This is a genomic window from Brachybacterium tyrofermentans (genome assembly GCF_039526165.1).
GTDB classification, from domain to species: Bacteria; Actinomycetota; Actinomycetes; order Actinomycetales; family Dermabacteraceae; genus Brachybacterium; species Brachybacterium tyrofermentans.
In genome coordinates, this window is record NZ_BAAAIR010000045.1 from 60,628 (window position 1) to 79,354 (window position 18,727).

Annotated in this window: 16 protein-coding genes and 1 tRNA gene; 6 read left to right on the forward strand and 11 right to left on the reverse strand. The window is 71.6% G+C overall.

All coding sequences use genetic code 11. The features are described 5' to 3' along the window. Positions 1 to 23 precede the first annotated feature (23 nt). Genes sfnG through ABD093_RS13995 form a run of 3 tightly spaced genes read left to right on the forward strand, consistent with a single transcriptional unit; the run spans position 24 to position 3,270 of the window. Positions 24 to 1,262 (forward strand): dimethylsulfone monooxygenase SfnG, encoded by a 1,239-nt coding sequence (sfnG, locus tag ABD093_RS13985; RefSeq protein ID WP_343925300.1) that lies wholly within the window; start codon positions 24 to 26, stop codon positions 1,260 to 1,262. Positions 1,263 to 1,291: 29 nt separating this feature from the next. Next, positions 1,292 to 2,671 carry an O-acetylhomoserine aminocarboxypropyltransferase/cysteine synthase family protein gene (locus ABD093_RS13990; RefSeq protein ID WP_343925341.1) on the forward strand — a complete coding sequence of 460 codons (1,380 nt, stop codon included), beginning with the start codon at positions 1,292 to 1,294 and terminating at the stop codon, positions 2,669 to 2,671. Beyond that, positions 2,668 to 3,270, forward strand: a complete 603-nt coding sequence (locus ABD093_RS13995) for a CoA-binding protein (RefSeq protein ID WP_193118407.1) — start codon at positions 2,668 to 2,670, stop codon at positions 3,268 to 3,270. The genes ABD093_RS13990 and ABD093_RS13995 overlap by 4 nt, the downstream gene beginning before the upstream one ends. A gap of 69 nt (positions 3,271 to 3,339) precedes the next feature. On the opposite strand, the gene ABD093_RS14000 is transcribed toward ABD093_RS13995, so the two are convergent. The 3 genes from ABD093_RS14000 to ABD093_RS14010 all read right to left on the reverse strand — a co-directional run bounded on the left by ABD093_RS14000 (position 3,340) and on the right by ABD093_RS14010 (position 4,703). Next, positions 3,340 to 3,696 carry a VOC family protein gene (locus ABD093_RS14000; protein WP_193118406.1) on the reverse strand — a complete coding sequence of 119 codons (357 nt, stop codon included), beginning with the start codon at positions 3,694 to 3,696 and terminating at the stop codon, positions 3,340 to 3,342. A gap of 92 nt (positions 3,697 to 3,788) precedes the next feature. Further along, positions 3,789 to 4,463 carry a pentapeptide repeat-containing protein gene (locus ABD093_RS14005; protein ID WP_319021630.1) on the reverse strand — a complete coding sequence of 225 codons (675 nt, stop codon included), beginning with the start codon at positions 4,461 to 4,463 and terminating at the stop codon, positions 3,789 to 3,791. A gap of 166 nt (positions 4,464 to 4,629) precedes the next feature. Beyond that, positions 4,630 to 4,703 (reverse strand) — tRNA-Met (locus tag ABD093_RS14010). 543 nt (positions 4,704 to 5,246) lie between these two features. Here ABD093_RS14010 and ABD093_RS14015 point away from each other — a divergent pair. Then, positions 5,247 to 7,052 carry an HNH endonuclease gene (locus tag ABD093_RS14015; protein ID WP_226850531.1) on the forward strand — a complete coding sequence of 602 codons (1,806 nt, stop codon included), beginning with the start codon at positions 5,247 to 5,249 and terminating at the stop codon, positions 7,050 to 7,052. Between the two features lie 133 nt (positions 7,053 to 7,185). After that, complete coding sequence (locus ABD093_RS14020) at positions 7,186 to 7,731, forward strand: hypothetical protein (protein ID WP_193118279.1); 546 nt, start codon at positions 7,186 to 7,188, stop codon at positions 7,729 to 7,731. Positions 7,732 to 7,863: 132 nt separating this feature from the next. On the opposite strand, the gene hemL is transcribed toward ABD093_RS14020, so the two are convergent. The 8 genes from hemL to hemE all read right to left on the reverse strand — a co-directional run bounded on the left by hemL (position 7,864) and on the right by hemE (position 16,845). Further along, the gene (hemL, locus tag ABD093_RS14025) at positions 7,864 to 9,195 is read right to left on the reverse strand and encodes a glutamate-1-semialdehyde 2,1-aminomutase (protein WP_343925306.1); all 1,332 of its coding nucleotides are present in this window, start codon (positions 9,193 to 9,195) and stop codon (positions 7,864 to 7,866) included. Positions 9,196 to 9,260: 65 nt separating this feature from the next. After that, positions 9,261 to 10,268, reverse strand: a complete 1,008-nt coding sequence (hemB, locus tag ABD093_RS14030) for a porphobilinogen synthase (RefSeq protein ID WP_193118277.1) — start codon at positions 10,266 to 10,268, stop codon at positions 9,261 to 9,263. Between the two features lie 70 nt (positions 10,269 to 10,338). Beyond that, complete coding sequence (locus tag ABD093_RS14035) at positions 10,339 to 11,178, reverse strand: uroporphyrinogen-III synthase (protein WP_193118276.1); 840 nt, start codon at positions 11,176 to 11,178, stop codon at positions 10,339 to 10,341. Continuing rightward, the gene (gene hemC, locus ABD093_RS14040) at positions 11,178 to 12,194 is read right to left on the reverse strand and encodes a hydroxymethylbilane synthase (protein WP_193118275.1); all 1,017 of its coding nucleotides are present in this window, start codon (positions 12,192 to 12,194) and stop codon (positions 11,178 to 11,180) included. The genes ABD093_RS14035 and hemC overlap by 1 nt, the downstream gene beginning before the upstream one ends. Then, entirely contained in the window at positions 12,191 to 13,435 is a 1,245-nt protein-coding gene (locus ABD093_RS14045; protein WP_343925309.1) for a ferrochelatase, read from the reverse strand. Before ABD093_RS14045 ends, hemC begins: the two co-directional genes overlap by 4 nt. 37 nt (positions 13,436 to 13,472) lie before the next feature. After that, positions 13,473 to 14,204 carry a hydrogen peroxide-dependent heme synthase gene (gene hemQ / locus ABD093_RS14050; RefSeq protein WP_343925311.1) on the reverse strand — a complete coding sequence of 244 codons (732 nt, stop codon included), beginning with the start codon at positions 14,202 to 14,204 and terminating at the stop codon, positions 13,473 to 13,475. A gap of 122 nt (positions 14,205 to 14,326) precedes the next feature. Further along, the gene (locus tag ABD093_RS14055) at positions 14,327 to 15,793 is read right to left on the reverse strand and encodes a protoporphyrinogen/coproporphyrinogen oxidase (protein WP_343925313.1); all 1,467 of its coding nucleotides are present in this window, start codon (positions 15,791 to 15,793) and stop codon (positions 14,327 to 14,329) included. Continuing rightward, on the reverse strand, positions 15,790 to 16,845 hold the full coding sequence (hemE, locus tag ABD093_RS14060) for a uroporphyrinogen decarboxylase (protein ID WP_343925343.1): 1,056 nt from the start codon (positions 16,843 to 16,845) through the stop codon (positions 15,790 to 15,792). The genes ABD093_RS14055 and hemE overlap by 4 nt, the downstream gene beginning before the upstream one ends. Before the next feature lie 286 nt (positions 16,846 to 17,131). Here hemE and ABD093_RS14065 point away from each other — a divergent pair, with 286 nt between their 5' ends. Next, entirely contained in the window at positions 17,132 to 18,727 is a 1,596-nt protein-coding gene (locus tag ABD093_RS14065; protein ID WP_343925315.1) for a glutamyl-tRNA reductase, read from the forward strand.

An 18,727-nucleotide genomic window follows, 5' to 3' on the forward strand; every position in this document is an offset into this window, starting at 1 on the left:
CCACCCACGACCCTGGAGGACCCATGACCACCACCGTCCCCGCCTCGACCTTCGAGACGCCGCTGAAGTTCGCGTACTGGGTGCCGAACGTCTCCGGAGGCCTCGTCGTCTCCACCATCGAGCAGCGCACCGACTGGCAGCTGCCCTACAACTCGCGCCTCGCCCAGGTCGCGGAGAACTCCGGCTTCGAGTACGCGCTGACCCAGACCCGCTACGCCGCGAGCTACGGCGCGGACAAGCAGCACGAGGCCTCCGCCTTCAGCCTCGCCCTGCTCGGCGCGACCGAGCGCCTGAAGGTGATCGCCGCCTTCCACCCCGGCATGTGGCACCCCGGGGTGCTCGCCAAGTGGCTGATCACCGCGGACCACCTCTCCGGCGGTCGCGCCGCGGTGAACATCGTCTCCGGCTGGCTCAAGGACGAGTTCGTGAAGTTCGGGCTGCCCTGGCTCGAGCACGACGAGCGCTACGTGCGCACCGAGGAGTTCATCTCCGCGCTGCGCGGTCTGCTCACCGAGAACGGCTACTCCCAGGACGGGACGTACTACTCGATCGACGACTTCACCCTCTCGCCCAAGCCCGTCGACGTGCCCGGTCGCCCGCACCCGGAGATCTTCTTCGGCGGCAACTCCACCGCCGCACAGGCCACCGCGGGCCGCGTCGCCGACTGGTACTTCTCCAACGGCCGCACCCTCGAGGGCTACCAGGAGAACGTCGCCGGCGTGCTGGCATCCGCCCAGGAGGCCGGTCGTGCGCCGAAGTTCGGCCTGAACGGCTTCGTCATCGCGCGGGACTCCCGGAAGGAGGCGGAGGAGACCCTGCGCGAGATCGTCGCCAAGGCGCACCGTCCCGCCGTCGAGGGCTTCAGGCAGTCCGTGCAGGAGGCCGGCGCCTCCACCAAGGACGGCAAGGGCATGTGGGCCGACTCCTCCTTCGAGGACCTCGTGCAGTACAACGACGGCTTCAAGACGCAGCTCATAGGCACCCCCGAGGAGATCGCGGACCGCATCATCGAGTACAAGAAGGTGGGCGTGAACCTGCTGCTGACCTGCTACCTCCACTTCACCGAGGAGACCGCCGCCTTCGGCCGCGACGTGATGCCGATCGTGCGCGAGAAGGAGAAGGACCTCGCCCGGGCGCAGGGGACCGAGCTGAACACCGACCTGCTGCCCGTGGTGCCCGGCGTGAGCGCCGAGGAGGCCGCCGCGGCGACCGCCGAGACGCTGCCCGAGGATCACCCGTCGACGGTGGGGGTGTCTGCGTGAACGAGACGACTCAGCAGTCCCCATCGGCCGTGCCCGGTTCCGATGCTGCCTCCGCGCCGAGCCCGGAGCGCACCTTCGGGTTCCGCACCCGGGCCCTCCACGCGGGCGGAACGCCCGATGCCCAGCACGGCGCGCGAGCGGTCCCGATCTACCAGACCACCTCGTTCGTCTTCGACGATGCGGCCGACGCGGCGAACCTCTTCGCCCTGCAGAAGTACGGCAACATCTACTCCCGCATCGGCAACCCCACCGTGGCGGCCTTCGAGGAGCGCATCGCCTCGCTCGAGGGCGGGATCGGTGCGGTCGCGACGGCTTCGGGGATGAGCGCGGAGTTCATCACCTTCGCCGCGCTCGTGGGCGTGGGCGACCACGTGGTGAGCTCTGCGCAGCTGTACGGCGGCACCGTCACCCAGCTCGACGTGACCCTGCGCCGCTTCGGCGTGGAGACCACCTTCGTGCCCTCGTCGGACCCGGAGGACTTCCGCGCGGCGTTCCGGCCGGAGACGAAGGTGCTCTACGTCGAGATGGTCGGCAACCCCTCCGGCGAGATCGCCGACCTCGAGGGCCTCGCCGCCCTCGCCCATGAGCACGGGGTGCCGCTCGTGGTCGACGCGACGCTGGCGACCCCCTACCTGGTGCGTCCGCTCGAGCACGGGGCCGACATCGTGATCCATTCCGCCACGAAGTTCCTCGGCGGGCACGGCACGACGCTGGGCGGCGTGGTCGTGGAATCGGGCCGCTTCGACTGGGGCAACGGCAACTTCCCGCAGATGACCGAGCCGGTCGTGTCGTACGGCGGCATCAGGTGGTGGGACAACTTCGGCGAGTACGGCTTCCTCACCAAGCTGCGCTCGGAGCAGCTGCGCGACATCGGCCCATCGCTGCCCGCGCAGTCCGCCTTCCAGCTGCTGCAGGGCGTCGAGACGCTCCCGCAGCGCATCGACGCCCACCTCGCGGGGGCCGCGGCCGTCGCGCAGTGGCTCGAGGAGGATCCGCGGATCTCGTACGTGACCTGGGCGGGGCTGCCGTCCCATCCGCACCATGCGCGGGCGCAGAAGTACCTGCCGCTCGGCCCGGGATCCGTCTTCGCCTTCGGCGTGCGGCCGACGGGGGAGTTCGGGACCGAGGAGGAAGAAGCCGCTGCCGCCCGGGCGACGGGCGAGGAGGTCATCGCGAACCTGCAGCTCGCCTCGCACCTGGCGAACATCGGTGACGCGCGCACGCTCGTGATCCACCCCGCCTCGACCACCCATCAGCAGCTCTCCCCGGAGCAGCTCGCCGCAGGCGGCGTCAAGGCGGACCTGATCCGCATCTCGGTCGGCCTGGAGGACATCGACGACATCCTGTGGGACCTGGACCAGGCGATCACCACGGCGACAGGGACCCAGCGGACGGAGGAGACACGATGACCGGCATCAGTGTGGAGGGTGCGGGCTCGGCCTGCGCCGTCCCGCCAGTTCCCTCAGCCCCGTCGGGCCCGTCAGGCCAGACCGGGGCGACCGAGGCAGGCGCCCCGTTGCGCACCTGGCAGGGTCCGTCGGCCCCAGATCGCTTGGCGATCCTGCGTCGGGCGAAGAGCATCGCGATCGTCGGCGCCTCGGCGAACCCCTCGCGGGCCAGCTATTTCGTGGCGACCTACCTGCGCTCGAGCTCGCCGTACGACGTGTACTTCGTCAACCCGCGGGCCGACACGATCCTCGGGCAGCCGGCCTATGCCTCGCTCGCCGACCTCCCGGTGGTGCCGGACCTGGTGGACGTGTTCCGCAAGGACGCCGACCTGCCGGGCGTGGCCCAGGAGGCGGTGGACGTCGGCGCGAAGGCGCTGTGGCTGCAGCTGGGCTCGTGGAACGAGGAGGCCGCGGCGATCGCCGAGGCCGCCGGGCTCGACGTGGTGATGGACCGCTGCGTGAAGATCGAGCACGCCCGCTTCCACGGCGGACTGCACCTGGCCGGGTTCAACACGGGCGAGATCACCTCGCGGAAACAGCGCCTCAGCGGGCGCGGCTGAGCGTACGCTCGCAAGTCAGGCGCGGGTCGGGGATCACCTCGGCCCGCGTTCTGCTGACCGGGGTGGGCATCAACCCAGCGGGCGCGAGAAGTCGATCGTGACGCCGGGGGCGGCGGGGATCTGCACGCAGGCGGAGCGCTCGCCGAAGTCCATGTCGACCGGCTCCCGCACCGCGAGCGCGCCGCGCTCGATCGCCTGCTGGAACGCCTCGTCGACGTCGTCGCAGTGCATGTGGATCACGACGCCGCGGGACGTCTCGTCGCCCGGGGCCGGGGCGTTGATCCAGAGCGGGATGCTGCCCGGCGCAGTCAGCGAGGCGAAACTGCCGACATCGGATTCGATGGTCCAGCCGAGCGCGTCGCGCAGGGCGCTCGCGATCGAGGACGGTTCGTCGAGGACGAGGGTGAGAGCGCGGATTCCGGTCATCGGGATGCTCCTTCGGCAGGGTGCCAGCGGTTCTCGCACCGTAGTGCACGAGGAGCGTCGGCGTCCGGGACTCGGGAGTGGAGAGGGCGTGGTCAGCCTTCGACGCGGATCCCCAGGTGGCTCGCGAACGCCGGCGCCATCTCGGTGACCTGCTGGGCGTCGAGCGTTGCGCCGGACATGCCCTCGAGGTTGCTGATCGCGCCCATCTCGAGCCCTCGCAGATCCACGTCCTTCAATCGGGCGTGGGCGAGGGCGACGCTGCTGGCGCGGCAGTTCACGAAGGCGACTCGCGTGGCGGTGACGCCGGCGAGGTCCAGCTCGTCGATCGTGCAGTCCTCGAAGAGCACGTCCTCGAGCGTCGAGGAGCGCAGATTGATCCAGTCGAACTTGCTGCCCACGATCCGGGTGGAGCGGATCTCCGCGTCGTAGATGTCCAGCGCGCCGAGCCGCGACCCGCTCAGCTCGACGTCGCGCCAGGTGCTGCGGGTCGCGTCCAGGACCGGGGCGTTCAGCCGTTCCAGGCGCGTCTCGATCAGCCGTGCGTGCGTCAGCGTGGTCGTGTGCGCCGTGACGCCCACCAGCTCGCACTCCGTGAAGGTGGCGCCGGTGAGGTCGAGCCCGGAGAGGTCCGCCCCCTCGAGCCGGAGCCCTTCGTGGCTGTCGTGAGCCTCGAGCTGATCGGCGTCCGCCGGCTCGAGGTCGGGCAGGATGAGTCGACTCAGCACAGGCTTCTTGGTGGTGGCATTCCGGCGTGCGATGGGGGACACCTCGAGATCGGGGGTGGGGCCTCCTGCAGCGACGGGACTGCAGTGGCGGGAGACGACTCCGAGACTACGTGGCGGGGCTGACGGGCGACGACGTGGGGCTGCGACGACGGGTGATGCCGACGGGTGGCGCCGACGGGTGGCGCCGACGGGCTGTCGAGTGACGACGACGCTCCGGCAGGAATCGAACCTGCGACCGCCTCCTTATGGGGGAGCTGCTCTACCGGGCTGAGCTACGGAGCGTGACGCCAGGTCCGGAGGCGAGCGCCCGGCGACGAAGCCCATCCTGAAGGTCCGTGAGCGGCGGTGTCGAGCATCCTGTCATGAGCCGACTCCTGCTGACTCGGGGCGTCGTCCGGGTTCTTCGGGACGTTCGACGGAAATCATCCTTCCTCCCCACAGGGTGGTTTTCCACATCGTGCTGGTGGGCGATCAGAAAATGTGTCGTGGAGAGGCAATAGCCAACCTTTCCTCCCCAGGGGTGGTTTATCCACAATGGGAGTATCGAGGCGGCCGATGAGTGGCGTGCGGTGCGGCGAGTCTCGGTGTGAAGGGATGTCGTGCGTGCTGTTGACCTGGGATGTTGTGTGCCGTGGTGAGGCATGTCGTGCAGGCTCCTTGCTCGGGGGCGGTCAGTGAGCTTTGAGGGGTCGGGGGTCGGGGGTCGGGGGTCGTCGGGCGGTGAAATCAGCGGAGCGATCCGCAGGGCCGAGAAGGTGCATGGAGGTTATCCACATTCTGTGACCCGCTCTTTCTTTTGTCGGTGCCCGGCGGAACAATAGAGGCATGAACACGGATTCGCAGGATGTCGACGCGGACGACGGGGACCCCACCCGCCGGCAGCTCGATGTTCTGCGGCACGGCGGCCCGGTCGCTCTCGCGGAACTGCTCGGAGACCAGTCCTATCTGCTCGCGGAGCTCGCTCTCGAACCGGGCGCCATGTTCGCTCTCGACGGCCCGGAGCGGCTGTCGGCGCACTACTCCGCTGTCGTCGGGCGGCTCCATGAACAGCGCTCCGCCCTGGAGGCGCTCGAGGCTCGAGCCATTGTGAGCCTGGCGGAATCGATTCGTCGCGAGACCCATGCGCAGGAGGCGGCGAACGCCGCTCAGGAGATCACAGCCATGGCCCCGGAGGCGATCCTCGACAAGCGGGCCGAGCGCGCTGCGACCCGGGAGATCTCGATGATCACCCACCGCTCCCCGTCCGGTGCCGGGCGCACCCTGGGTTCGTGCCGACGCATGGTCGAGTCCATGCCGGAGATGTTCGAGGCCATCGTGACGGGGCAGGTGACCTTCGAGAAGGTCCACAGCGCAGCCGCCTCCGTCGCGCCCCTGTCCCCGGAGCAGCGCCAGCAGGTGGATCGCGGTCTCGCGAAGCGGCTTCCTGCCCTCGACGGTGCGGGCACCAAGAGATGGAAGCGCGAGGTCGCACGGCAGATCGAGGCAGCGGACCCACAGGGGGAGGCGCGACGGCATCAGTATGCCCGCACCCGTCGTCACGTCACAGTGCGGCCTGGCGAGCACGGTATGGCGACCGTCTCCGCGCGGCTCCCCTCCCTGGACGCCGCACTGATCCGCAAGCGCCTCTCGCTCGACGCCGAGAAACTGCGAGCCCAGGGGGACCGCCGGGGTCACCAGGCCATCCAGGCGGATATCTTCGTGGACACGCTCCTGGGTCGCGAGACGGGCATGGCCCCCATGACCCTCGACATCGGGGTGATCATCACCGACCGTGCTCTGTTCACTCCCAGCCAGGGCGACATCGCCCATATCGAGGGATACGGGCCGGTGCCCTCCGAATCGCTCCGTGAGGAGCTGCGCGCCGCGCTCAGCAGCAAGAAGAACGTGATGGACGAGGCGCTGGGGGAGGACGGGCCTGCTGTTCGAGCCGAGCTCAGACGCCTCTATACGCACCCCACCACCGGTGAGCTCGTCGCCATGGAGTCCACAGCCCGAGCCTTCCCTCCGGCGCTCGCACGATTCATCCTCTGGCGCGACGTGACCTGCCGCGGCCCCTTCTGCGACGCCCCCATCCGCCAGACGGACCACATCAAGCCCTACTCCGAGGGCGGTCACACCTGCCTGGACAACGGAGACGGTGACTGTGTTTTCTGCAACGACAAGGAGCAGCAGACGCGCAGCGTCGAACGGGACGATGCTCCGGAGACCCAGGGGCACAGCGTCACGTGGACCAGCGTCAACGGCGTCACCCGCACCACCACGCCAGAGCCGCTCGGTCCGTCCGAGGAGGCCGTGAGTCCACCGATGGCGTCGGGAGGGCAGGACTCGTCCCGAGCATCCGACACATCGACTCCACCCGATGAGTCGACCGCAACCAACAGGTCAACCGCGTCCACCAAGTCGCCCGCATCCAACAGGTCGACTCCGTCCGACAGGGAGGCACCGGCCGGCGGCCCTCGCCGTTATCGCCGAGTGCGTCAGATCCGTGCATCTCGCCGCCGAGGGGACACCAGGACAAGGACCCGGGTGAGCAAGCGCCGTCGCGTACCTCGGCGCAGTTCCCGAGGACGAGGGCCCACGCAGGGCAGAGGACGAGGGTCCACCCAGGATGAAGGGCGGGAGTCTGTCTGATCTGCGGGAGCGGTCTCCTCGGGGCCGGGAACTCCGCCCCGAGCCAGGCCCGCGCGCACCGATGCCCAGGACGCCCCCGAGACCTCCACAACTTCTCCCTCGCCGTGGGGGCCCCTGGTGTCAGGATCTCGTCATGACCACGTATTACGCCTCGGCCGCCGCCTCACCGAGCATCAGAACCAGGGCGAATCCGGCTTCTCGATGGATCGGGGTCGGGGGCACGGCGCTGGTTCTCGCCTATGCCGTCTTCGCAGCCCTTCAGATCCAGGTGCTGAACCCGCTCGCGGCGGTGCCGGGCAGCTCGCTGCGAGAGATCAGCGCGGCGGTGGGGAACACCGCCGACACCATGGGGTGGGGTCTGATGATCGTCGTCCTGGCGCTGGGTCCCCTGATCGCCGTGCTCATCACGATCATCGGGTGGCGCGGACGGATCCCCACCACAGGCATGCTGGTGGCGATGCTCGGGCTGCTCATGCTCGGCACACCGGCGTACTTCGTGGCGTCGTTCCCCGCCGGGATGACTCTGGCCGACACGTTCGGGATCGGCGGAGCCGACCATTCGCCGTGGGCCGGGGTCCTCCACCTCGTCAGCCTGCTCGCACTGATCGCTCTCGTCGTGATCGCAGTTCGCGCCGTGATCCGAGCGACCGTCCGGAGCGTCGCCCCGGGCAACGCCTGATGAGCTCGGGCATGCGGCACTGAGTCCCTGAGTCCCTGAGTCCCTGAGTCCCTGAGTCTGGGCACCGACTCCCGGTGCCCAGACCCCGGGCCCTCACCTGAGGGCGCGCGGTCAGCTCACGCCGCGGTCAGCTCACGCCGAGGCGGCAGCCTTCGCCGCTCCCGGCAGCGCAGCGGCGATGCGATCGAGCACCTCCGGCGTGTGCGCTGTGGAGACGAACCATGCCTCGAAGGCCGACGGAGGCAGGTAGACCCCTGCCTCGAGCATCGCGTGGAAGAACCGGGTGAAGGCCGCGGTGTCCTGCGCCTTCGCGTCCGCATAACCCGTCACCGGATCCTCGCGGAAGAACACCGAGAACAGGGTCCCGGCACTCTGGATGACGTGGGGGACCCCGGCCGTGGTGAGAGCGTCGGCCACCAGCTGCTGCAGCGTGCTCGACGCCGCCCCGAGAGTCTCGTAGGCCGCCTCGTCCAGGCCCGCGAAGGTCGCCAGACCCGCCGCCGTGGCGAGCGGGTTCCCGGACAGGGTTCCCGCCTGGTACACCGGACCGGCCGGTGCCAGCAGCCCCATGAGGTCCTTCCGGCCGCCGAAGGCGCCGACGGGCAGCCCGCCGCCGATGACCTTGCCGAAGGTCATGAGGTCCGGCGCCCAGGCATCATCCGCCCCAGCGACCCCGGTGGGGCCGTCGACCCCGTAGTAGCCCTCACGGCTCGCCCGGAACCCGGTGAGCACCTCGTCGCTGATCAGGAGTGCGCCGTTCGCGTGCGCGGTCTGCGACAGGAAGCGGTTGAAGCCGATGCCGTCGGCCTCAGGCGGCGTGACCACGCCCATGTTCGCGGGCGCCGCCTCGGTGATGATCGCGGCGATCTCGGAGCCGCGCTCGGCGAACAGCGCCGTCACGGCCTCCCGATCTCCGTAGGGCAGCACCACGGTGTCCCGGGCGGTCGACGCCGTCACGCCGGCGGAGCCCGGCATCGCGAAGGTCGCGACCCCGCTGCCCGCCTCGGCGAGCAGGGCGTCGACGTGGCCGTGGTAGCAGCCGGCGAACTTCACGATCACGTCGCGGCTCGTCGCCGCCCGGGCCACGCGCAGCGCGCTCATCGTCGCCTCGGTCCCGGAGTTGACCAGGCGCAGCTGCTCGACGGGGGCGATGCGGGAGATGACCTCCTCGGCGAGTGTCACCTCGCCGGGCTGCGGCGCCCCGAAGGAGAGTCCGCGACCGGCGGCCTCGCGCACCGCCTCGACGACGCCCTCATGGGCATGGCCCAGGATCATCGGCCCCCAGGACCCCACCAGGTCCACGTACTCGCGGCCGTCCGCGTCCTGCAGCAGGGCGCCCTTCGCGGAGGTCAGGAACGGCGGGGTGCCGCCCACGGATCCGAAGGCGCGCACAGGGGAGTTGACCCCGGACGGAATCACCTTCTGGGCGCGGGTGAAGAGGTCGGCGGAGGATGCACTGGTCATGGGAGGTCTCCTGGAGGGGTCGCGGGAGGTGGGTGGACTGGGTGAGCCGGTCGGGGTGCCTGGCCTCAGCGGAACTCGCGCAGGTGGGCGGGCAGCCCGTCGCGGTACCACTGGGCGACCTCGCTCGCGTAGTAGGTCAGCACGGTCGAGGCCCCGGCACGGCGGAACGCCAGCAGCGACTCGAGGATCATGCGGTCCCGGTCGATCCAGCCGTTGGCCGCGGCCGCCTCGATCATCGCGTACTCGCCGGAGACCTGGTAGGCGCCGACGGGGACCGGCGAGATCTGGGCGACCTCGCGCAGCACGTCGAGATACGGCAGCCCGGGCTTGACCATCACCAGATCGGCACCTTCGGCGAGGTCGAGCTCCAGCTCGCGCAGCGCCTCGCGGCCGTTCGCCGGATCCTGCTGGTACGTGCGCCGATCGCCCTGCAGGGAGGAGTCGACGGCCTCGCGGAACGGTCCGTAGAAGGCCGACGCGTACTTCGCGGTGTAGGCGTAGATCGCGGTCTCCAGATGCCCCGCCGCATCGAGCTCCTCACGGATCGCCGCGATCTGGCCGTCCATCATCCCCGAGGGGCCCAGCAGGTGGGCGCCGGCCTCGGCCTGGGCGAGGGCCATCTCGCGGTAGCGCAGCAGGGTGGCGTCGTTGTCCACGCGGCCGTCGGCGTCGAGCACGCCGCAGTGCCCGTGGTCGGTGAACTCGTCCAGGCACAGATCGGCCATGATCACGGTCTCGTCGCCCAGCTCGGAGCGCAGGCGCGCCAGAGCCCGGTTGAGGATCCCGTCGGGGTCGGTCGCCCCGGAGCCCACGGCGTCCTTGTGCTCGGGCACGCCGAACAGCATCACGCCGCCGACGCCGCGCTCGGCGGCCTCGGTCGACGCGCGCACCAGGGAATCCATCGTGTGCTGGACGACGCCGGGCATGGAGCTCACGGGCTTGTTCTCGTTCGCCCCCTCGCGCACGAACATCGGCAGCACGAGATCCGCCGGGCGCAGGGTGTTCTCCCGCACCAGGGAGCGCATGGCGGCGCTCGAGCGCAGGCGGCGGGGTCGGTCGACGGGGAGGGTCATGGGGTGGCTCCTTGCGGATGGAGGGGACGGGTGGAAGAGCGGGCGGGGGATCCGGGAAGAGGAGCGGCGGTCAGGGGCCGAGGTCGAGCGCTCGCACGACGACGGCGGCGAGGGCTGCGTCGGTCGGCTCCTCGGCCTGGAGGGTGACCCTCAGGCCGGCCTCACGCACCGCCTCGCTGGTCGGGTCGCCGATCGTGAGGATCGCGGTGGAGGGGTGGATCCCGATCGCCGCCGCACGGCGCGCAATCATGGGACTGGTCAGCACCATCGCGCTGTAACCGCCGGTGCGCAGCGCCTGCGCGGAGGCCTCCGGGAGATCGACGGGCTCGGGCCGGTACACGGTCACCTGGTCGACGCGATAGCCCTTCGACCGCAGCCCCTCGGGCACGGTGGGCGAGGCGGCGCCGGAGGCAGGGAACAGCACCCGGGACGTCGGGGTCGAGCTCGCGACCGGCATCGCCTCCACGAGGGCAGCGCCGGAGCCGGCGGCGACGACGTCGGCCCGGATCCCGATCGCTGCCAGCGCTGCCGCGGTGCCCTCGCCCACGGCGACCACCTGCGTGTGCGGGGGAACGCCGAGGGAGGCGGGGAGCGCGGGCGCACCGGGCGATCCGGTTGATCCGGTTGATCCGGTTGATCCGGCCGAGTCTGCCGAGGGAGATTCTGCGAGGCAGAAGGCCTCCACCGCGGTGCGGGAGGTGAGGACCAGGTGCGAGTACTGCCCGGCTGCGAGGCGCTCGCGGGCGAGATCGACCTCCGGCCCTCTCACGGGGAGGAGACGGGTCAGAGGCCGGTGCTCGACGACCACCCCATGCTGCGCGAGCAGGGTCACCAGACCGTCCCCACGGCCGGCAGGCCGCGTGACCAGGACCGGACGGGACGGGCCGACGTGGCCTGGGCCCTCGCTCATCAGGCCTTCGCCGCCTCGAGGATCTCCCCGGCGCCGCGCTCGATCAGATCCGCGGCGAGCTCCGCGCCCAGCAGGAAGGGGATCGAGGCGGTGCCCGAGGCATCGTCCTCGACGAGGTCGAAGCCGACTCGCGCGGTGCCCTCGACGACGTGGCTGCCGTCGGGCCGGATCGCCAATGCGCGCAGCGCGAGCTCGCCGTCCGCGATCTCCGCATACGCGGCGACCGGGGCGGAGCAGCCCGCCTCGAGCGTGCGCAGCAGCGCCCGCTCCGCGGTGACCGCCGCGCGGGTGGCGGGATCGTCGACGGCTGCCAGCCGCGCGGCGAACCAGGCCGGCGAGGTCTCCGCAGTCTCTGCGGTCTCCGCGGTCTCACCGTGCAGGGCCGCTGTGGTGACCTCCACCGCCAGCGCGCCCTGGGCGGGCGCCGGCAGCATGATCTCCACGCTCAGCAGCTCGCTGATCACGGCGCCCCGGCCCACTCGCTGCAGACCGGCGGCGGCGAGCACCACGGCGTCGAGATCCGCCTCGTCCCCGAGCGCCCGGGCCAGACGGGTCTCGATGTTCCCGCGGATCCCCACCACGTCCAGGTCAGGGCGTGCGCGCAGCAGCTGCGCGGCACGACGCGGCGAGCCGGTGCCCACCCGGGCGCCCTCGGGCAGCTGATCCATCGTCATCCCGTCGCGCGCGCACAGCGCATCGCGCGGATCCTCCCGCACCGGGATCGAGGCCAGGGTGATCTCCTCGAGCGGTTGCGTGGGCAGGTCCTTGCAGGAGTGCACGACCACGTCGACGGTGCCGTCCAGCAGCGCCTGGCGCACGGCGGTGACGAACACGCCGGTGCCGCCGATCTGAGCGAGCGGGCTGACGCGGTCGCGGTCGCCATGGGTGCTCACGTGCACGAGCTCCACCTCGCGACCGGTCCCCTCCACGATCGCCGAGCCGACCTGGCCGGACTGGGTCAGGGCGAGCTGCGAGGCGCGGGTGCCGATGGTCAGAGGGGGGAGCGTGGCCGTCATGAGGAGGCTCCCGCTGCCGCGGCAGCTCCGGCGGCGGCCTCCGACCGGGCGCGGGCCACGTCGTCGGCCGAATCCACGGCGCTCGTGGTGGGGCGGCACATCCGGCCCACGCAGCAGTTCGCGCCGCACACGTCCGGCGTGCCCCCGAAGTCGGTCACCACGCGGCGCGGGAACTGCGCATCCAGCCGCTCCTGGACCAGATCCGCCAGGGCGGCGATGAAGCGGGGATCCTCGCCGGAGGTCGCGACCCGTCGGAAGGCGAGCCCCTTCTCCTCGGCGGTCTCCTTGGCCTCGGTGTCCAGGTCCCACACGACCTCGACGTGGTCGGTGACGAAGCCGATCGGGACCACCACCACGGCGTCGGCCGCATCCTCCTCGGCGAGCTGCGCGATCACGTCGTTGACGTCGGGCTCGAGCCACGGGATGTGCGGGGCGCCGGAGCGGGACTGATAGACCAGCTGCCAGTCGGGAAGCTCCGGCGAATCGTCGTGCAGCTGGTCCATGACCCAGCGGCAGGCCGCGAGATGCTGCTCGACGTACCAGCCGCCGGAGCCCTCGACGCGGGTCTCCTCCGGGCCGGACGCATCGGCCATCGAGGTCGGCACCGAGTGGGTGGAGAACAGCACCGCGACCCGCTCGGCGTCGTGCCCGGCGGAGGCGAGGCTCGCCAGCGCGCGGCCGAGCCCGTCGACCACGGGCTCGAGGAAGCCCGGATGGTTGAAGTACACGCGGACCTTGTCGATGCTCACCTCGTCGACCAGGCCGGTCTCCTCGAGGACCATCCCGAAGTCCTCCCGGTACTGGCGGCACGAGGAGTACGAGGAGTAGGCGCTGGTCACCAGGCCGAGGGCGTGGCGGTGGCCATCGGCATGCAGCGCGCGCACCGCGTCGGCGTTGTAGGGCGCCCAGTTGCGGTTGCCGAAGTAGATCGGGAGGTCGATGCCGCGGCCCGCGAGCTCCTGCTCGAGAGCGGCGATCAGCGCCTCGTTCTGCTCGGTGATCGGGCTGCGGCCGCCGAGGGCGCGGTAGTGGCCCGCGACCTCCTCGAGGCGCTCGTCCGGGATGCCGCGCCCGCGGGTGACGTTGCGCAGGAAGGGGATCACGTCCTCCTGGCCGTCGGGCCCGCCGAACGACGAGAACAGGATCGCGTCGAAGGGCTTGGACTCTCCGCGACGGGTGTGGGTCGCAGAGGCAGGGTCGACGGTGCGGGGGAGGGGCGTCGACGTGGTGGGGTCAGTCACGGAAGGTTCCTTCGCAAGAAGTGGGGTGTCAGGCGAGTCAGGCGAGCAGGGCGGCGACGTCCGCGAGGGAGTCGAGGCGGCGGCCGGTGTGGAAGGGCAGCTCGTCGCGCACGTGCAGGCGCGCATCGGAGTAGCGCAGGTGACGCATCATGTCGACGAGGTCGTGGAGGTCGTCCGCCTCGAAGGAGAGCAGCCACTCGTAGTCACCGAGCGCGAAGGCGGCCACGGTGTTGGCGTTGACCTGCGGGTACTCGCGGCCCAGCATTCCGTGCTCGCGCAGCATGCGGTTGCGTTCGTCGTCGGGCAGCAGGTACCAGTCGTAGCTGCGCACGAAGGGGTACACGGTGATCCACTGCTTGCGCGAGAACTCCGGGACCATGAACGAGGGCACGTGGCCGCGGGCGAACTCGGCCATGCGGTGCACACCGACGGAGGCCCACTCGCGGTTCAGCCAGGTGCCGGGCAGGGAGTTCTCGAACTCGCGCAGCGCGGCCTGCAGCGCCTCGGGCCTGTCGGCCGCGAGCCACAGCATGAGGTCGTCCTCGGCGCGGAAGCCGGAGACGTCGTAGAAGCCCAGGATCTCGACGTCGCCGTCGGAGGCGGTCTCGATGAGCGACGTGACCTCGCCGAGCGCGGCGGTGATCTGCTCGGTGGTGACCTCGCCGTCCTCGGTGAGGCCGGAGATCCGGCGGAACACCGTGTAGCTCGTGTAGCGCGTGGTCTGGGCGATCTGCTCGGGATCGGTCGAGGGGGTCTTCGCGTCAGTCATGAGGAATGTCCTTCCACTGCAGGGTCGTGAGGGGTCGAGCGGGTCCAGCGGGTCGAGAGGTGCATGCTCCGGAGGTGCACGGTTCGTGGGTCGCGCAGTCATGCGGTCGTGCGGTCGTGGGGTCAGGGGGACAGCGCGGCGTCGGCGCGGACGATCGCGTCGATGCCGGTGCCGGCTCTCCAGGAGCCGACGAGTTCGAGGGACGGCTCCTCGCCCAGAACGGCGGTGAGCGCGTCGAGGGCGGCGCGGTGCCCCGGGCGGGGCTGCCTCATGGCACGGTCCCAGTCGATCACATGCGCGGCGAGCAGCTGCTCGCGCGGCAGCGCGACCCCCAGGATGCGGGAGGCATCGGCCAGCGCGAGGTCGACGATCCCCGCGGGATCCGGGAGCTCCTCGCCCGGACGGCCGAAGGACAGCCGCACCACGTGCGGGCTCGCGGCCGACGGGAACGCCTCGCGGGCGGCGCGCTGCACATGCGCCCATTTGGCGCTCGCATGGGTGAGCGCCTTGGCGCGGACGCCCGCCGTTCCGGGGGCGACCAGGGCGCCGGTGCCAGAGGGGAAGGAATCCAGAGGCGGAGCGTCGAGCACGAGGACCACCAGGCGCACGGGGGCCGACGGGGTCTGCGGGATCGCCGAGGCGATCCGTGCCACGGCACCGATCGCGCCCGCCTGCTGCTCCCCGGGCTCGGCCGTCAGCAGGTCGTGGGCCGTGTCGGGCGGGCAGGCGAGCACCAGACGATCCGCCTCGAGGGTCTCGCCGGCGGCGGTGCGGACCTGCCACCCGGTCGCGCCGCGGAGCACCGCGGTGGCCACCACGGAGGTGCGCACGATCCCCCCGGCGGCGAGGAACTGCTCGAGCAGCGCCGCCGGCAGGGCGCCCAGCGACGGGGCCAGGGTGTGGACGCGGGTCCCGGCGCTGCCCGTGCTGCGGCCCCGCAGGCGCCGCACGGCGGTCACGAGGGAGCCGTGCTCGGCGAGGCCCGCGCTCAGCTGCGGGGAGGCGGCGGCGAACTCGAGGGTCGCGGGATCGGCCGAGTGCACCCCGCCGACCACGGGTGCCACGAGGCGCTCGAGCACCGCGGCGCCGAGCCGGGTGCGCACCACCTCGGCGACGGTCGCCCCGGGACGGGCTCCGACGGACGCGGGCAGGAGGCGCTCGAGGCTCGCGCGCAAGGCGCCGCGCAGGCCCAGCACCGCCCGGACGTCGGCCGCCAGGGGCCGCCCCGGGATGCCGAGCAGCGAGCCGCCCGGCGCCCGGTGCACCCCGGCAGCGGAGACCACGCGGCTGCTCAGGCCCTCGCGCGGGCTGACGACTTGCTCGGCCAGGCCCAGCTCGGCGACCAGGGCATCCACGGCACCGGAGCCGATCGAGTACGCCTCGGCGCCTGCGTTCAGGACGAGCTGCGCGGCAGGATCCGTGCTGGTGCTGCCGTCGTCCGGGTCACGCGCGATCCGGACGTCGGCGATCGCGCCGCCCACCGGATCGCCGGCCTCCAGGAGCACCACCCGGTGCCCCGCGCGCTGGTGGCGGCGGGCTGCGAGCAGGCCCGCGAGTCCGCCGCCGACGACGAGGGTGCGCTCGCTCATGCCTGGTGCGTGCCCTGCCGGTGAGCGTCCTGCTCGTGTAGGAAGCTCACCAGATCGGTGAGCACCTGCGGATCCGTGTCGGGGGCGACGCCGTGGCCGAGGTTCACCACGTGGCCGCTCGCGCGGGAGCCGGCCTCGAGCACGGCGCGGGCCTCGGCGAAGCGTGCCTCCTCGGAGGTGAACAGCACGGCGGGATCGATATTGCCCTGCACCGGGGTGCCCTCCGGGAGGATGTCGAGAGCCTGGTCCAGCCGCAGCCGGTGGTCCACGCCCATCGCCGTCGCGCCCGCCTCGACCATGGGGGTGAGCAGATGCGCGGCGCCCACGCCGAAGTGGATGCGCGGCACCGGGAGGTCGGCGACCCGGGCGAGAGCCGCTGCGGAGTGGCGCTGCACGCCGGAGCGATATACATCCTCCGACAGCGCACCCACCCAGGAGTCGAACAGCTGCACCGCGGACGCCCCGGCGAGCACCTGGGCCCGCAGGAAGCGCCCCGAGAGCTCGGCGACCCAGCTCGCCAGGCGCGCCCACACCTCGGGCTGGGAGCGCATCAGGGCGCGGGTGCGCAGGTGGTCACGGCTGGGGCCGCCCTCGACCATGTAGCTGGCCACGGTGAAGGGGGCGCCGGCGAAGCCGATCAGCGGCGTGGTGCCGAGTTCGGCCACCGTGAGGCGCACGGCCTCGCGGATCGGGTCGAGCGCGGCCTCGTAGTCATCGCCCAGCGGGGGCAGGGCGTCGACGTCGGCCGCGGTGCGGATCGGGTGGTCGAAGACGGGTCCGACCCCGGGCCTGATCTCGACGCCGAGGCCGGCCTGGCGGGCGGGGACCACGATGTCGGAGAAGAAGATGCCGGCGTCGACGCGGTGGCGGCGCACGGGCTGCACGGTGATCTCCGCGGCCATCTCGGGGAGCACGCAGGAGTCGAGCATCGTGGTGCCCTCGCGCAGGGCGCGGTACTCCGGGAGGGAGCGTCCCGCCTGTCGCATGAACCACACGCTGGGGGTGTCTGCTCGGTCACCTCGCAGCTCCCGCAGGACGGACGAATCGGACACTCCGCCCTCCGCGACGGGTCGTCGGGCGGGGTGCTCGGAGGGGAGGACGGACCCCGCTGCAGTGGGGTCCGAGGGGGTCTCGAAGGGTGCCGCGGTGAGGTCGTCAGGGGTGGTGCCGGTGCTCGGGCCTGCGGTGATCCCGTTATCTGACATGCGTCGCGAAGAATCTGACGCGATGTCGGCAAAAGAAGGCTCTGACGTGGGGTTCTGTGTCATGACACACCTATTGTGCACATCGGATCCGAGAGCGCCATTCAGCCCAGCGGGCGGGCCTACACTGGCGCCCATGCTCGCTGCCCTCCGTGCCTCCCACGAGCACCTCGATCTCGATGTGCTCGACGCCCTCACCCGGGACGCACCCACCCTGCCCGCGGCGATCGAGGCCCTCCAGGCCGAACGCACCGGGACCAGCGGGGCAGCCCCGATCATCGCCGGCCACGTCGTGGTGAGCACCTGCAACCGCCTCGAGGTCTACCTCGACACCGACCGCTTCCATGAGGGCGTGGACCTCGTGATCGACGCCGTGGCCCGCACCAGCGGCCTCGAACGCGACGTGGTCTCCCTGTGCTTCGACGCCGCGATGGACACCCCCGTGCCGCAGCACCTCTACGAGGTCACCTCCGGGCTGCGCTCCCTCGTGCTCGGCGAGGCCGAGATCGCCGGTCAGGTGCGCCAGTCCTACGAGGCCGCACGCCTCGCGGGCCGCACCACCTCGATGCTCCACGACCTCTTCCAGCACGGCTTCCGCTGCGCGAAGCGGGTCGCCACCCAGGCCCCCGTCGGCGCCTCCGGTCGCTCCGGGGCGTCCGTCGCCGTGGACCGTGCAGGCGTCGAGCTGGGCGGTTTCGAGGGGCGCACCGCGCTCATCGTCGGCACCGGTGCCTACGCGCGGCTCGGGATCGCCGAACTCTCCCGCCGCGGCGTCACCGATCTGCGGGTGTACTCGCCCTCCGGCCGGGCGGCCGGCTTCGCGGAGCGCCACGGGGCCCGCATGGTCGGCCCCGAGGAGCTCGACTCCACTCTGCGGGACGCCGACCTGGTGCTGTCCTGCTCCGGGCGGGGCACCTCGCTGTTCCCCGAGCAGTTCCTCACGGCCGGTCGCACCATCGTGCTCGACCTCGCCCTGCGCTCCGACCTGCACCCGCTCGTGCGCCACCTCAAGGGAGTGACGGTGCTCGGGCTCGCCGACCTCAAGGTCGGGGTCGACGCGAGCGATGATCCGGCGCTGCGGATCGCCCGCGACATCATCGAGGAGAACGTCGAGGCGTTCCGTGTGCAGCAGGAGGTGCGGCGGATCGACCCCGCGATGGCCGCCCTGCGCCGCGAGGTCGCCGACACCGCGGACGACGAGGTCGACCGCCTGCGCCGCGAGGTCTCCGGCGAGACGGCCGACGTGCTCGAGCGCAGCGTGCGCAGGATCCTCGCGAAGGTCATGCACCAGCCCGCCGAGCGTGCCCGTCACCTCGCCGAGACCGGTTTCGCCGATGCCTACGTCGAGGCGTTCCACACGATCTTCGGGATCGATATCTCCTCCGGACGCGGTGCGGCGGACGTCGAGCCCGAGCCGGCCGGCGCGGCCCCGGCCGGCTGGATGCGCGTGGACCGCACCGTCCCGCCCGTGTTCGGCACGACGATCGCTGGTGCTGGTGCTGGTGCTGGTGCTGGTGCTGGTGCTGGTGCTGGTGCTGCCGTCGGCGCTGGTGTCGGCGCGGCGGTGGGAGATGCCGTCGGGCAGGGCGGGCGCAGTGCCGACCCGGGCCCGGCGGACGTCTCCGTGTCGACCCTCGCCCGGGCCGCGCTGCGCGAGGGGCAGTGCCCCGTGGACCATGCCCCGGCGGATTCCGGATCCGCACCGGCACGCCGGAGCGGGCGCGACGCCTGA

What these genes read in the sequence shown, in the direction of transcription:
- hemQ (WP_343925311.1), bottom strand. Translation starts at nt 14,204, where the DNA reads ATGACTGACGCGAAGACCCCCTCGACCGATCCCGAGCAGATCGCCCAG.
- ABD093_RS13995 (WP_193118407.1), top strand. Translation starts at nt 2,668, where the DNA reads ATGACCGGCATCAGTGTGGAGGGTGCGGGCTCGGCCTGCGCCGTCCCG.
- ABD093_RS14035 (WP_193118276.1), bottom strand. Translation starts at nt 11,178, where the DNA reads ATGAGCGAGGGCCCAGGCCACGTCGGCCCGTCCCGTCCGGTCCTGGTC.
- ABD093_RS14065 (WP_343925315.1), top strand. Translation starts at nt 17,132, where the DNA reads ATGCTCGCTGCCCTCCGTGCCTCCCACGAGCACCTCGATCTCGATGTG.
- hemC (WP_193118275.1), bottom strand. Translation starts at nt 12,194, where the DNA reads ATGACGGCCACGCTCCCCCCTCTGACCATCGGCACCCGCGCCTCGCAG.
- ABD093_RS14055 (WP_343925313.1), bottom strand. Translation starts at nt 15,793, where the DNA reads ATGAGCGAGCGCACCCTCGTCGTCGGCGGCGGACTCGCGGGCCTGCTC.
- hemL (WP_343925306.1), bottom strand. Translation starts at nt 9,195, where the DNA reads ATGACCAGTGCATCCTCCGCCGACCTCTTCACCCGCGCCCAGAAGGTG.
- hemB (WP_193118277.1), bottom strand. Translation starts at nt 10,268, where the DNA reads ATGACCCTCCCCGTCGACCGACCCCGCCGCCTGCGCTCGAGCGCCGCC.
- ABD093_RS14020 (WP_193118279.1), top strand. Translation starts at nt 7,186, where the DNA reads ATGACCACGTATTACGCCTCGGCCGCCGCCTCACCGAGCATCAGAACC.
- ABD093_RS14015 (WP_226850531.1), top strand. Translation starts at nt 5,247, where the DNA reads ATGAACACGGATTCGCAGGATGTCGACGCGGACGACGGGGACCCCACC.
- ABD093_RS14000 (WP_193118406.1), bottom strand. Translation starts at nt 3,696, where the DNA reads ATGACCGGAATCCGCGCTCTCACCCTCGTCCTCGACGAACCGTCCTCG.
- sfnG (WP_343925300.1), top strand. Translation starts at nt 24, where the DNA reads ATGACCACCACCGTCCCCGCCTCGACCTTCGAGACGCCGCTGAAGTTC.